Below are 13763 nucleotides of genomic sequence, written 5' to 3' on the forward strand. Positions count from 1 at the left end.
CGTGGCACGCCGCCACGCCGGGCTCAACACGGCGAGCCGGCCCGCCTGCACTCAGCTCCACGGTGCCCAACTACCGGACTTCGGCGCGCCCCCGACTCACCCCGAAGAGCCGTGAACGCCGGCTCAGGTTAGGCAGGTTCCCGCAGGTCGGACAAGCTTTTCCCGGGCCGCCCAAGTGTGATTGATGCCAAGGTGAAAAAGCGGCATGTCGGCGTAACGGGGTCAGCCGATCCGACGCTGTTCGTTGTCGAGGCGATCGGTCCGCCCGGTGCCCGGCGGGCTCCGCCGCAGGCTGCCGGCGGCGGCCGCGCCGGCGATCATCGCACCCGCCGCCAGGTGCAGCAGGCGTACCCCCGCCGGCGCCGGTGAGGTGGCGGCCGGCAGGCCGGGCAGCACCAGGGCGCCCAGCGCGGTGACCGACAGCGCCACCCGCCAGAAGACGCCGGGCCGGGCAGGCGGCAGCGGCGGGCGTACCCCGTCGAAGATCTCACCCCGGCGGGCGGCGAGCAACGCCAGGACCACCACCACGACGCCGCCGCCCACCGTGGCGAGCACGTCCGAGAACTGCCACCAGTAGAGCCCGGTCAGCGCGTGGAAGTCGGCGATGCCCAGCAGGTGCGGCCAGCGCTCGGTGTGGGTGAGCCGGTCCCAGGCGACGTGGCTGAACGCGCCGATGAGCGCCGAGCAGACGGTCACCTGCCACGGGTGCCGCACGCCGCCCAGCGCGGCGTGGTCGGGCCAGGCGAAGAGCCGCTGGCCGGGCAGGTGCACCGCGATCCCGGCGATCACCCGACGGACGATCCAGGCGTACGCCAGCGCGACCGGCAGACACCACCAGAGCAGCCCGCCGAGGGTGTGGGTCCGCGGCCCGAGCGCGTACCGGGTGCCGGTCAGCAGGTAGCCGACGTCCGGCGCGACCGCCCCGGTGGCCAGCGCCACCCCGTCGAACCAGGCCGGTCGCCACCGCTTCAACGGCAGCACCGGCGCCAGGTGCGACGGAAAGGTGAGCGGCACGATCCGAACGTACCGGCCCGGTCAGAAGTGGCGGGCCAGGTCGCCGAAGGCGGCCAGCCGGATCACCCCCGGATCACCCGGGTCCAGCTCGTCGTCCTCCAGCACCCAGGTGTTCTCGTTCGGGATGAAGACCGCGTTCATGCCGGCGGCCCGGGCCGGCAGGATGTCCGAGCGCGGCGAGTTGCCGATCATCCAGGCGTCCGCCGGGTCGAAGGCGTGCTCGCGGGCCAGCCAGCGGTAGGTGTCGACGTCCTTCTCCCGCACGATGTGCGCGGCGTCGAAGTGGTGCAGCAGCCCGCAGGCGTCGAGCTTGCGCTGCTGCTCCTCCCGGTCGCCCTTGGTGAGCAGCAGCAGCCGGTGCCGGGTGGCCAGCTCGTCGAGGGTCTGCGCGACGCCGGGCATCAGCTCCACCTGGTGGCCGACCAGCGCCGCGGCCAGCCGGTCGATCTCGGCGCGTTCCCGGTCCGTCGCCGGGCGCTCGCGCAGCTTCTCCAGGCACTCGCCGAGGCTGCGCAGGAAGACCTTGCTGCCGTAGCCGTGCGCGACCGCGTTGGCCCGCTCGATGTCGTCGAGCACGGCCCGGATCTCGGTACGGTCCAGCGTCGGATGGTCCAGCCAGGCGAGGAAGTCGTCGATCACCCGCTCGAAGAGGACGTTGTTCTCCCAGAGCGTGTCGTCGGCGTCGAAGACGAGCATCGCGGCCTGCCGGCGCTGTGTCATCGGGTACTCCTTCCGGTGGCGGACCGGGCCACGCTACTGCGCCCGGTCGCGTCCGGACATCCGGGTTTCCGGCCCCGGCCCGCGCCGGCGGGTGAGGATCAGGTCGGCGACCAGCGCCGTCCAGCCCGTCTGGTGCCAGGCGCCCAGCCCGGCCCCGTTGTCGCCGTGGAAGTACTCCGGGAAGGAGATCAGGTCCCGCCAGTCGGGGTGGGTCTGGAAGAGCTGCGCCGCCCCGTAGATCGGTCGCCGCCCCCAGTCGTCCCGGGTGAACAGGGAGATCAACCGGGCCGAGAGGTCGTCGGCGATCTCGTCCAGCGTGCACTTGCGCCCCGACCGGGTCGGGTACTCCACCTGGAGGTCGTCGCCGAAGAACGCGGCGTGGTCGCGCAACGCGCTGATCAGCAGGAAGTTGGTCGGCATCCAGATCGGGCCCCGCCAGTTGGAGTTGCCGCCGAACAGGCCGCTGGTCGACTCGGCCGGCTCGTAGCCGACGCTGAACTCCTGCCCGCCGAGGGTGACCGTGAACGGCTTGTCCAGGTGGGCGCGGGACAGCGTACGCAGCCCGTACTCGGAGAGGAACTCGTCGGTGTCCAGCATCCGGGCGAGCAGCCGGACCACCTGCTCCGGGCCGACCATGGACAGCAGCCGCTGCTGCCGCCCGTCCGGGCCCAGCCGGCGCGCGCCGATCACGTCGGCGTACTCCGGCCGGTTGGTGAGGAACCAGCGCAGCCGGGCGCCCAGCTCGGGCAGCCGGCGCAGGGTCCGGGCGGTGAGCCGGGTGACCGCGGCCAGCGGCAGCAGCCCGACCACCGAGCGCACCTTCAGGGGCACCTGGCTGCCGTCGGCCAGCCGCAGCACGTCGTAGAAGAAGGCGTCCTCGTCGTCCCAGAGCCCCTGGTCGTACGCGGCGGCGGCGATGTAGGCGAAGTGCTCGAAGAACTTCGTCGCGGTGTCCACGTACGCCCGGTCGTGCTCGGCCAGCACGATCGCCATGTCGAGCAGGTTGAGCGCGTACATGGCCATCCAGCCGGTGCCGTCGGACTGCTCCAGCACCCCGGCCACCGGCAGCGCGGCCGAGCGGTCGAACGGGCCGACGTTGTCCAGCCCGAGGAAGCCGCCCTCGAAGACGTTGTTGCCGCCGGTGTCCTTGCGGTTGACCCACCAGGTGAAGTTGAGCAGCAGCTTCTGCAGTACCCGGGCCAGGAACTCGTGGTCGCGGGAGCCGTCGATCTCGAAGACCTTCAGCGCCGCCCAGGCGTGCACCGGCGGGTTGACGTCGCCGAACGCCCACTCGTACGCGGGGATCTGCCCGTTGGGGTGCAGGTACCACTCGCGCAGCAGGAGCAGCAGTTGCGCCTTGGCGAAGCCGGGGTCGACCCGGGCGATGCTGACGCAGTGGAAGGCCAGGTCCCAGGCCGCGTACCAGGGATATTCCCAGGGGTCCGGCATGGAGATCACGTCGAAGCTGGTCATGTGCCACCAGTGGCTGTTGCGCCCGTGCCGGCGCCCGGCCGGCGGCGGCGCGGAGCCCGGGTCGCCCTCCAGCCACCGCTTCACGTCGAAGTGGTAGAACTGCTTGCCCCACATCAGCCCGGCGATCGCCTGCCGGGCCACCAGCGCCTCGTCGGCGCTCGCCCCGGCCGGGATCACCCCGGCGAAGAAGTGGTTGGCCTCGGCGCGCCGGGCCCAGAGCACCGTCTCGAAGTCGTCGCCCAGGTCGGCCGGGGCCGGCGGGGCGCCGCCCGGCGGCGGGGCGGTACGGGTCAGCCGCAGCCGGATCTGCCGCTGCCCGCCGGCCGGCACGTCGAGCACGTAGTGCAGCGCCCCCTTGGTGCCCTCCCGGTCCGGGTTGACCGTGGCCGCGCCGTTGACCACGTGGTCGTTGATGCCGTCCTTCGGGTACGGCGACCGGCCGGGCAGCCCCCACAGCCGCTCGGCGTTGGTGTCGTTGTCGCAGAGCAGCGGGGTGGGCTCGCCGTCGCCCTCCAGCAGCAGCTGGCCGAGCACCCAGTGCTCACCGACCAGCCGGGAGCCCGTGCCGACCAGCTTCGGCACCCGGTCGCCGCCGGGCAGCCCCCAGGCCCAGGTGTTGCGGAACCAGAGGCTGGGCAGCACGTGCAGGGTCTCGTCCCGGTCCCCCCGGTTGGCGACCGTGACCAGGATGCACAGGTCCGTCGGGGAGGCCTTGGCGTAGTCGACGGTCACCGCCCAGTACCGGTCGTCGTCGAAGATCCCCGTGTCGACCAGCTCGTACTCGGTGTCGTCGCGGCCGCGCAGGGCGTTCACCGCGACCAGCTCGTCGTAGGGGAAGGCGGCCTGCGGGTAGTGGTAGCGCCAGCGCATCCAGGAGTGCGTCGGGGTGCTGTCGAGGTACCACCAGTACTCCTTGGCGTCCTCGCCGTGGTTGCCGCCGTCGCCGCCGAGGCCGAACATCCGCTCCTTGAGGATCGGGTCGCGGCCGTTCCACAGCGCGAGCGCGAAGCAGAAGGTCTGCCGGTCGTCGCAGACGCCGGCCATCCCGTCCTCGTTCCACCGGTAGGCTCGGGACCGCGCGTGATCGTGGGGGAAGTAGTCCCACGCCGTGCCGTGTTCGCTGTAGTCCTCCCGTACCGTCCCCCACGCCCGCTCGGACAGATAGGGACCCCATGCGCGCCAGTCCTGCTCCCCGGCGTCGGCCTGGGCGAGCCGGTGCCGCTCGGGGTCGGGGGTCGCGGAGGTCGGACGGTCAGTGATCACCTGCCCATCTTCGACGCCGCCGGGGTACTTCTCCACAGCGGCCATTCTCGTCGTGGCGTGTTACACCCCGCTGCCGGTGGAGGAAAGTTGATCGACATCCGTTTCGGCCCGCAGGCCTGCGCCGACCTCACCGCCTCCGCGAGCCGGGAGTGGCTGGTCACCGACGGGCGCGGCGGCTACGCCATGGGTACGGTCGCCGGGCTGCGCACCCGCCGCTACCACGGCCTGCTGGTGGTGGCCGGGCCGACGCCGGCGTCCCGACGGGTGGGACTGGCCAGCCTCGACCCGGCGGTCACCCTGCCGTCGGGCACGCAGGTGCGCCTCGGCGCGCACGAGTGGGCCTCCGGCACCGTCGACCCGCGCGGGTTCGAGCTGCTGGAGCGCTTCGACCTGACCGACGGGGTGCCGCGCTGGCGCTGGCGGATCGGCGACGTGGTGATCGAGCGGGAGATCGCCATGGCGTACGGCCGGTCCTGTGTGGCGGTGGTGCACCGGCTGGTCTCCGGCGGCCCGGTCCGGCTCGACCTGTCGGCGGCCTGCACCTGGCGTGACGCGCACGGCGAGCGCCGGGCCGACGGGCCGACACCCCGGCTGGAGCCGGCCGCCGGCGGGGCGGTCGTCGAGGGCGCGTTCCGGCTGGCCGGGCCGGACTGGACCCCCGAGGGCCAGTGGTGGCTGGGCGTGCGCCACCGCGAGGAGGCCGCCCGCGGCCTGCACCCGGACGAGGACCTCTGGTACGCGGGCCGGTTCTCCGGCGCGCTCGACGAGCCGGGCGCCGAGCTGTCCGTGCTGGCCTGGGCGGACGAGCTGGCCGAGGAGCCGCCCCCGGCGACCGCGCTGGTCGAGGCGGCCCGCCGCCGGCACCGGGCGGTGGTCGCCGCGGCGAAGCCGGCCGACGCGGTGGAGGCCACCCTCGCCCTGGCCGCCGACGCGTTCGTGGTGCGCCCCGGGGCGGCACCGGACGTGGTGGCCGGCTACCCGTGGTTCGGCGCCTGGTCGCGCGACACCATGACCTCGTACGAGGGGCTGTTCCTCTGCACCGGGCGGGCCGACGAGGGCCGGGAACTGCTGCGCGCGTACGCGGCGACGCTGTCGGAGGGGATGCTGGCCAACACCGCCGACACCGGGCGGGTGGAGCACAACACCGTCGACGCCACGCTGTGGTTCCTGCACGCGGTGAGCCGGCACGTCACGCTGACCGGGGACACCGACCTCGGCGACGAGCTGCTGCCCGCGCTGCACGCCGTCGTCGAGGCGCACGTGGCCGGCACCCGGTACGGCATCCGGGTCGACCCCACCGACGGGCTGCTCACCCAGGGCGGTCCGCCGGACGTCGCGCTGACCTGGATGGACGCCCGGGTGTACGGGGTGCCGGTGACCCCGCGTACCGGCAAGCCGGTCGAGGTCAACGCGCTGTGGATCAACGGGCTGGCCGGGCTCGCCGAACTGACCGAGCTGGCCGGCCGGGACGCCACCGCGCTGCGGGAACTGCACGCCCGGGCCAGCGGGGCGTTCGGCACGCGGTTCCCCGCGCCGGCCGGCTGGCTGCACGACGTGGTCGACGCGCCGGCCCCGGCGTACCCGCTGGGCGGCGCGCCGCACCACGACGACGACCTGCTGCGCCCCAACCAGCTGCTCGCCTGGTCCCTGCCGTACGCCCCGCTGGAGCCGGACGAGGCGGCGTTGCGCCGGATCACCGAGGCGCTGTTCACCCCGCTCGGGCCGCGCAGCCTCGCCCCGGACTCCCCCGGCTTCGTCGGTCGGCACCGGGGCGGCCCGGCCGAGCGGGACTCCGGCTACCACCAGGGCACGGTCTGGCCGTGGCTGGTCGGGCCGTTCGTCGACGCCGCCCGCCGCGCCGGTCTGCCCACCGACGACCTGCTGGTCGGGCTGGTCGGGCACCTGGGCGAGTACGGCCTCGGCTCGGTCAGCGAGACCGCCGACGGGCTCGCCCCGCACGCCGCCACCGGCTGCCCGTTCCAGGCCTGGTCGGTCGCCGAGCTGCTGCGCGTGCACCGGCAGCGCCGGTAGGCCGTTACAGGCCGGCAACCGGCGCGTCTCCGCCGGTTATCGACCGCTCGGCAGGATGGGCGGCGACCCCGGGGACGCGCCGGCCGCGGCGCGCCGTACGGGGCGGACCACAACTCAAAGGGGGCCGCATGTCCGCCGACGCCGACGTGATCGACATCCAGCCCGCCCGGCGCCAACGGGTGCTGATGCTCTCCTGGGAGTACCCACCGGTGCTCGTCGGCGGCCTCGGCACCCACGTGCACGCCCTCTCGGTGGCCCTGGCCGCCGCCGGCCACGAGGTCACCGTGGTCACCCGGCACGCCGAGGGCGCGCCCCTGGAGGAGTACGCCGACGGCGTGCGTGTGCTGCGCGCCGCCGAGGACCCGGTCCGGTTCCCGCTCGCGACCGACTCGCTGCTGGCCTGGACCATGGCGTTCAACCACACCCTGACCCGGGCCGCGCTGCGCGCCACCGAGTCCGCCGGCTACGACGTGGTGCACGCCCACGACTGGCTCGTCGCGCACACCGCGGTCACCCTCGCCGAGCACCTCGACCTGCCGCTGGTCACCACCATCCACGCCACCGAGGCGGGCCGGCACCAGGGCTGGCTGCCGGCGGAGCTGAACCGGACCATCCACGGCGTCGAGCACTGGCTGAGCAACGCCTCGACCCGGGTGATCGCCTGCTCGGGGTACATGCGCGAGCAGGTGACCCGGCTGTTCGACGTCCCGGCCGGGCGGGTCGACGTGGTGCCGAACGGGGTCGACGACCGGGCCTGGCAGGCCCGTCCGCGCGCGGTCGCCGCCGCCCGCGCCCGGTTCGCCGGTGCCGGCCCGCTGGTCGGGTACGCCGGCCGGCTGGTCTACGAGAAGGGGGTGCAGCACCTGGTGCACGCCGTGCCGTACCTGCGGCGGCGGCACCCGGGGCTGCGGGTGGTGATCGCCGGCGACGGCCCGTACCGGTCGGAGCTGGTCGAGCAGGCGCGGCGGCTGCACCTCGACGACACCGTCCGGTTCGCCGGCTTCCTCGACGCCGGGCAGCTGCCGGCGCTGCTCGCGGCGACCGACACCACCGTGGTGCCCAGCCTGTACGAGCCGTTCGGGATGATCGCCCTGGAGGCGGCCGCCGCCGGGGCGCCGCTGGCGGTGGCCGACACCGGCGGGCTGGCCGAGATCGTCGAGCCGGGCGTGACCGGGGTGACCTTCCCGCACAGCGACCCGGACGCCCTGGCCGGCGCGGTCGACCGGCTGCTCGGCGACGAGGTCTTCGCCCGCCGGGTGGCCCGCCGGGCCCGCACCATGGTCGCCCGACGCTACGGCTGGGCGGCCATCGCCGCCCGGACCGCCGCCGGCTACGCCACCGCCCGCCGGGAGCACGGCACGTTCACCGCCCGGCGGGCCGCCGCGCTGCTGTCGGGTGGCCGATCCGCCGTCCGGGTGCCGGACGGAAATCTGTTCACCGGGGCCGCCGGCTGACCCGCGCCGCCCTCCCGGGCGATAGGTGAGATCCGATCCGTTGGCTATGGTGGACGCTCCACCAGCGGTGAGGAGAAGGGTGCAGCAGGTAGTGATCGCCGGCCGGTACCGCCTGCTCGACCTCGTCGGCCGCGGCGGCATGGGGCGGGTCTGGCGGGCCCGGGACGAGATGCTGCACCGCGAGGTGGCGGTGAAGCAGGTGGTGCCGCCGAACTGGCTCGCCGCCCACGAGCGCGACGAGCTGCGCGCCCGCACCCTGCGCGAGGCCCGCACGGCGGCGCGGCTCAGCCACCCCAACGTGGTCCGCGTCTACGACGTGGTCCAGGTCGACGACGACCCCTGGCTGGTGATGGAGTACGTCCCGTCCCGCACCCTGCAGGAGATCATCGAGACGGACGGCCCGCTGGCGCCCCGGCGCGCCGCCGGCATCGGGCTGGCCGTGCTGGCCGCCCTGCGCGCCGCGCACGACGCCGGGGTGCTGCACCGCGACGTCAAGCCCGCGAACGTGCTGCTGGCCCGGGACGGGCGGGTGCTGCTCACCGACTTCGGGCTGGCCGTCTTCGACGGCGGCGACGGCATGATGACCCGCCCCGGGCTGGTGCTCGGCTCGCCGCAGTACGTGGCCCCGGAACGCGCCGCCGAGGGGGTGTCCAGTGTGGAGGCCGACCTCTGGTCGCTGGGCGCCACCCTGCACGCCGCCGTCGAGGGGCGGTCGCCGTACGCGCGCAGCACCGCGATGGCCACGCTCACCGCCCTGGCCAGCCAGCCGCCGGACCCGGCCCCGCACGCCGGGCCGCTGGCACCGGTGCTGGTCGGGCTGCTGCGCCGCGACCCGCGCCACCGGCTGCGCCACGACGAGGCGGCCCGGCTGCTCGCCGCCGCCGCCTCCCCGGCCTGGAACCGCTCGGCGCAGACCGGCGGGCCGGTGTCCGCACCGGTCGACGAGATCACCCTGGTGCTGCCCCCGCGCGGTCCGGGCGGCGGACCGTTCCCCGCCGGGCCCGGGCCGGCGGACGGCGCGGGCGCCGCGGCGGCGTCCGTCCCGTACCCGGGCGTCGTGCCGGCTCCCCCGCCCCGCCCGGGCGCCTGGCCGACGCCGGTCACCGGTCCGGACGGCGAGGGGGCGGGCCCGGACGGTCACCGCGGTCCCGGGACGGGCGGGTCGCGCCGCCGGGCCCTGGCCCGCCGCTGGGGACTCGCGGCGGGCGCGCTCGTGGTGGCCGTGGCCGCCGGCGTCGGCACCGCACTGGCGGTCACCGGTGCGCCCGACCGGGAGGGCACCGCGCCGGCCGGGAACGACCCGCGCGGGCAGGCCGGCGAGCCGTGGGAGCACGACGGGCGACCCGGTCCGCCGCCGGACGGCCGGGGCGGCCCCCCGCCGCCGCCACCGTTCCCCTGCATCCGCCCGGACGTGGTCGGCGAACCGGTGCGGCCGGGCCCGTCCCCCACCGACGGCGACGTGACGCTGCCGGCCGGCTGGATCTGGTACGGCGAGGCCGGCTCGTTCCGGCTGGCGGTCCCGGCCGACTGGCGGTACCTGCGCTCGGGTAGCGCCACCTGCTTCTACGAGCCGACGCACCGGCGGATCCTCGGCGTCGAGCCCTACTCGGGCGGCACCGATCCGGTCACCGAGCTGCGGGTGGCGGAGCGCGAGCTGCGCGACACCGGCCGGCTGCCCGAGTACCAGCCGCTCCGGCTGGCCCCGGTCGGCGGCGGCGCCGAGTGGGAGTGCCGGTGGACCGCCCCGAACGGGGAACGGCTGCACGCGGTGCGGGTGCTGCCCGGCGCGGCGGGCGGCTGGACGCTCGGGTGGAGCACCCTCGACGCCGACTGGGGCGACGCCGCCGGGCAGTTCACCGAGGTGCGGCAGAGCTTCCGGCCGCCCCGGTCCACCCGCTCCGCCGGCTGACGTCGCGGGCCGCCGGCGTCCGCCACGCGTCCCAACCCCGACAGAAATATCCGGCACGCCGGGACGCAACGGCATACTTCCTGGTGGCCCGGCGGGCCGCCGCCGACCGCTCTCCAGTGGACCGTCCGGCTGATGCCCCGCGAGACCGAGGCTTGACTACAGTGGCGTAGTTTTGGGCGATCAAGATCTCTGGGGAGGGCGAGCCGAGATGATGGGACCGTCCCACGCGCTGTCCGGCGCGGCGGTGTGGCTGACCGGCTCCTGGGCGCTGGACCAGTTCGCCGACTACCACCAGACGCCGCTGGCCCTCGCCGTGGGCACCGCGGTCTGCGCGGGCGGGGCGCTCTTCCCCGACCTCGACCTCTCCGGCAAGGTGACCCGCAACCAGGGCGGTGCCACGGTGGCCCGGACGTTCGGGGTGTTCAGCCTCTTCGTCGCCGAGGTGATGGAGAAGATCTCGCTGGGCGTCTACTACGCCACGAAGCTGAGCAAGGACCCGCGCCGCAACAACGGCCACCGGACGCTGACCCACACCATCCCGTTCACCGTGCTGGTCGGCTGGGGCACCACCGCGCTCTGCGCCCACTACGGCAAGTGGGCGGTGGTCAGCATCCTGTTCTTCATGATCGGCCTGGCCCTGCGCGGGCTCTTCGACGAGTGGGCCGAGCGGGCCGGCTGGGTGATCGTCACGCTCGCCTCGGCGGCGGCCGCCTGGTTCACCTTCGCCAACCTGCCCGGCGACCGGGGCTACCCGCTGATCGGGCTCGCCGTCGGGGTGGGCTGCTTCGTGCACATCCTCGGCGACATGATCACCCGGGCCGGCGTGCCGATCCTCTGGCCGATCCCGATCAAACGGCGGATGTGGACGATGATCGGCCTGCCGAACAGCATCGCGCTGCGGACCGGCAGCAAGGCCGAGACGATCGTGCTGCGTACCGCGCTGACCGTGCTCGCGGTGCTCGCCGCGGTGGGCCTGGTCGCCCCGTCGGTGCTGCACCGCTTCAACATCGAGGTCTGAGCGCGGCTCAGCCCGCCTCGGTCTCGATCAGCGCGGTCGCGGCGTCCCGCCGCCGGGCCCACCGGCGGGCGGTCCAGCGGACGCCGCGCGCGGCGACGGCGTAGGCCAGGGCGGGCGGCAGGACCAGGAGCGCGGCGATCGCGGCGACAGCGGCGGCCTCGCCGGCCGGGGCGTCCGAGGCGACGCTGCCGGCGATCGCGTAACCGACGGCCAGGGTCGCCGCGACGGCGGCTGTCACCGCCAGCACCCGACCGGTCCCCCTGCGCCGTCCGGCGGTCTCGGCCACCACCACGGCCGGCAGGAACAGCAGCGGTTGCAGCAGCACGCCGTACATGGCGGCGACCAGGACCAGCACCGGACCGGCGAACATGCCGCCCGGGTCCGAGTCGGTGGCCACGGCGTAGCCGAGCAGGGCCAGGTAGCCCACCACCGCCTCGGCGACGACGACCGACCACGCCACCGCCATCCCCACCAGGTGGCGCGTCACTGCGGCGACCATCTGCGGCTCTCCCGTCCCGGGCACCGCGAGGGCGACCGTCCGCGATGGAGGCTATCCCAGCCGGGTGACCCGGCAGCGCCGGCGCCGCCCGGGCAGCGGCTCACGGCGTGGAGCGGTGTTCCGGCTGCCGACGACCTGAGCGCGGTGCCCGGCGCCTGGGTGGGAGGCGGCACGCCGAACCCGCACCCAATCGGCGGGTCGGGCCCGCGAGGAGTCCCACGGCGACCTGGGCGGCGCCCGCGACCACCAGCGTCGGACCCGCGCCGGCCAGGCCGATGACCGCGCCGCCGGCGAACAGCCCGACCGAGACCGCGCCGTCGTGCACCAGGCTCTCCGCGGCGAAGGCGGCCCGCCGTTCCGCGCCCTCGGTGCTCGTGGTGATCAGCCGGTGGAGCGCGCCGATGCCGAACGGCATGGCGAAGCCGCCGAGCGCGGCCAGGGCCGCGATCAGCGGCAGCGACGAGGTGACGGCGGGCAGTGCGGCGAAGGTCGCGCCGAGCAGGACCCAGCCGGCCGCCATGGTCGCGAGCGGCCGCAGCCGGCGTACCAGCACCGGCGCGAGCAGCGCCCCGGCGAGCGAACCGGCGCCGTAGCCGGTCATGCCGGCCGAGACGAGCAGCCCGGGCCGGCCGGTCTCGGCACCGAGGATGGCCAGCCCGAGGGAGAAGGCGAACCAGGTGAGGCCGCCGACGCCGGCCATGATCACCGCGCGCCGTACCTCGGGATGCCGGGCCAGTACGTGCCGTAGCGCCGGAGCGCCGGCGGCCCGACCGTCGGCCTCGGGCGCCGCGGTGCCACGTACGGTCAGCAGCAGGGCGGCGCCGAGGGCGACGCCGCCCGCCTCCGCCCACAACAGCCGGAACGGTCCGTCGACGGTGATCGCCCAGCCGGCCAGCGGCGGTGCCACGATCATGGTGCTGCGGTGCGCGAAGTCCTGCCAGGCCAGCGCCCGGGCGGCCGCGTCGGGGTCGGCGGAGAGGTCGGCGAGCAGGGCCCGCTGGCCCGGCGCGCCGAGCGTGGTGGCGCCGCCGGTCACCAGTCCGGCGGCGATCAGATGGACCGGGCCGACGGTGCCCGCGGCCGCGCCGACCGGGATGACGAGCAGGCCGAGCACCTGGATCGCGAGCACCCCGGCGAGGGCGCGTCCGCTGGTCAGGCGCTGCCGGAGGCCACGCGCCCACCAGGCCGAGGTGAGCATGGGCAGCCCGACCGCGCCGCCCACCAGACCGGTGGTCCAGGCGGAGCCGGTCTCGGCGAGCGCGACCAGAGGCAGCGCGACGGCGGTGGTGCGCTGCCCCAACCAGGAGACGAAGGTGGTGGTGAGCATGGCGGCGATGTCCCGGCGGGTGTTCACGGACTCGATCCTCTGGTGCCGGTGGATGGCCCGGTAGCCGCCGATTCAACCCTCGGACTCATAATCTGGGCCTATGAGCTCCCTACCCTCCGTCGAGGACCTACGGCTCGTAACGACGCTGGCGCGGCACGGCTCCCTCGGCGCTGCGGGCCGGGAGCTGCGGATCAGCCAGCCGGCGGCGAGCAACCGGCTGGCGGCGCTGGAGCGGCGGATCGGGGAACGGCTCTTCGACCGGGACACCACCGGGGCGCGCCCGACTCCGGCGGGTCGGGCGCTGGCCAAGGAGGCGGTGCGCGTCCTCGATCACCTGGAGGCGATCTTCGACCGGACCCGCGCGGCCGCCCGGGGCGACGTCCTGAGCGTCGGCACCTTCCCGAGCCTCGCGGCGTGGCTCTTCCCCGCGCTGGTCGAGCTGCTCCGCGACGCGACCGTCCATCAGGTCACCGACCACGGCAACCGGCTGGTCGAGTGGGTCGGCGAGGGTTCGCTGGACGCCGCCTTCGTCACCATCGCCAACCAGCTGCGGCTGCCGGCCACGACGACAGCGGCCCCGGTCGCCACCGACCGGTTGGCCGTACTCACCCCGAGCGGGGTGGGGCTCGGCGGCGAACGCCGGCCCTTCGCCGGCCTCGACGTGGTGGCGCACACCTACGACACGTCCGCCGAGGCGCTGCACCGGCGCCTCGCCGAACTCGGTGCCCGGCCGAGACCGGCCGCGACCGGCGAGACCGCGGTACGGATGGGCCGGCTGCTCGGCTGCCCGGTGGTGCTGCCGCGCGGGCTCGCGCTCGCGTACGCGACCCAGGACGAGCAGGTCGCCCCGGCGCCCGTGCCGGGTCGCTTCACCCTCTTCCTGGTCACCCGGCGGCCGACGCCGGCCGCGCTGGCGGCGCTGGCGGGCGAGCTGGCCGGCCGGCTCGGTCTGGACCCTCCGTCCGGCGGTCGGCCCTCGGCGACGGCCCACTCCGCCGGCAGGGTCCGGGCGTAGCCCACGCCGCGGTCGACCCACCGGGAAAGGTCAGCGCCAC

The 13763-nt window shown here is 75.2% G+C and carries 10 protein-coding genes; 5 read left to right on the forward strand and 5 right to left on the reverse strand.

The window, feature by feature from the left end; genetic code table 11:
- Positions 1-222: 222 nt before the first annotated feature.
- The 3 genes from GA0070611_RS12275 to GA0070611_RS12285 are packed head-to-tail and all read right to left on the reverse strand — an operon-like array spanning position 223 to position 4515.
- On the reverse strand, positions 223-1014 hold the full coding sequence (locus tag GA0070611_RS12275) for a DUF4184 family protein (protein ID WP_091662845.1): 792 nt from the start codon (positions 1012-1014) through the stop codon (positions 223-225).
- Between the two features lie 21 nt (positions 1015-1035).
- Entirely contained in the window at positions 1036-1710 is a 675-nt protein-coding gene (locus GA0070611_RS12280; protein ID WP_197675993.1) for an HAD family hydrolase, read from the reverse strand.
- Positions 1711-1767: 57 nt separating this feature from the next.
- Complete coding sequence (locus GA0070611_RS12285) at positions 1768-4515, reverse strand: MGH1-like glycoside hydrolase domain-containing protein (RefSeq protein WP_091662856.1); 2748 nt, start codon at positions 4513-4515, stop codon at positions 1768-1770.
- A gap of 42 nt (positions 4516-4557) precedes the next feature.
- Between GA0070611_RS12285 and GA0070611_RS12290 the strand changes: the two genes are divergently transcribed.
- From GA0070611_RS12290 to GA0070611_RS12305, 4 genes are all read left to right on the forward strand, one after another.
- Complete coding sequence (locus GA0070611_RS12290) at positions 4558-6501, forward strand: amylo-alpha-1,6-glucosidase (protein WP_091662860.1); 1944 nt, start codon at positions 4558-4560, stop codon at positions 6499-6501.
- A gap of 128 nt (positions 6502-6629) precedes the next feature.
- Positions 6630-7955, forward strand: coding sequence for a glycosyltransferase family 4 protein (locus GA0070611_RS12295; RefSeq protein ID WP_091662864.1), 1326 nt, complete (start codon positions 6630-6632; stop codon positions 7953-7955).
- Between the two features lie 79 nt (positions 7956-8034).
- A complete protein-coding gene (locus GA0070611_RS12300) occupies positions 8035-9864 on the forward strand; it encodes a serine/threonine-protein kinase (protein WP_091662867.1) in 1830 nt (609 codons plus the stop codon).
- Positions 9865-10072: 208 nt separating this feature from the next.
- Positions 10073-10882 (forward strand): metal-dependent hydrolase, encoded by an 810-nt coding sequence (locus GA0070611_RS12305; protein WP_091662870.1) that lies wholly within the window; start codon positions 10073-10075, stop codon positions 10880-10882.
- 7 nt (positions 10883-10889) lie between these two features.
- Here GA0070611_RS12305 and GA0070611_RS12310 read toward each other — a convergent pair whose 3' ends face one another.
- Both GA0070611_RS12310 and GA0070611_RS12315 read right to left on the reverse strand, forming a co-directional pair.
- Positions 10890-11381 carry a hypothetical protein gene (locus GA0070611_RS12310; protein WP_091662875.1) on the reverse strand — a complete coding sequence of 164 codons (492 nt, stop codon included), beginning with the start codon at positions 11379-11381 and terminating at the stop codon, positions 10890-10892.
- A 100-nt stretch (positions 11382-11481) separates the two neighbouring features.
- Positions 11482-12735: an MFS transporter gene (locus tag GA0070611_RS12315; RefSeq protein ID WP_091662879.1), complete on the reverse strand. Its 1254-nt coding sequence runs from the start codon at positions 12733-12735 to the stop codon at positions 11482-11484.
- A 73-nt stretch (positions 12736-12808) separates the two neighbouring features.
- Here GA0070611_RS12315 and GA0070611_RS12320 point away from each other — a divergent pair, with 73 nt between their 5' ends.
- A complete protein-coding gene (locus tag GA0070611_RS12320) occupies positions 12809-13723 on the forward strand; it encodes a LysR family transcriptional regulator (RefSeq protein ID WP_091662884.1) in 915 nt (304 codons plus the stop codon).
- The last annotated feature ends 40 nt before the right edge of the window (positions 13724-13763 follow it).

Origin of the sequence: Micromonospora auratinigra (genome assembly GCF_900089595.1) — a bacterium.
Taxonomy (GTDB): domain Bacteria; phylum Actinomycetota; class Actinomycetes; order Mycobacteriales; family Micromonosporaceae; genus Micromonospora; species Micromonospora auratinigra.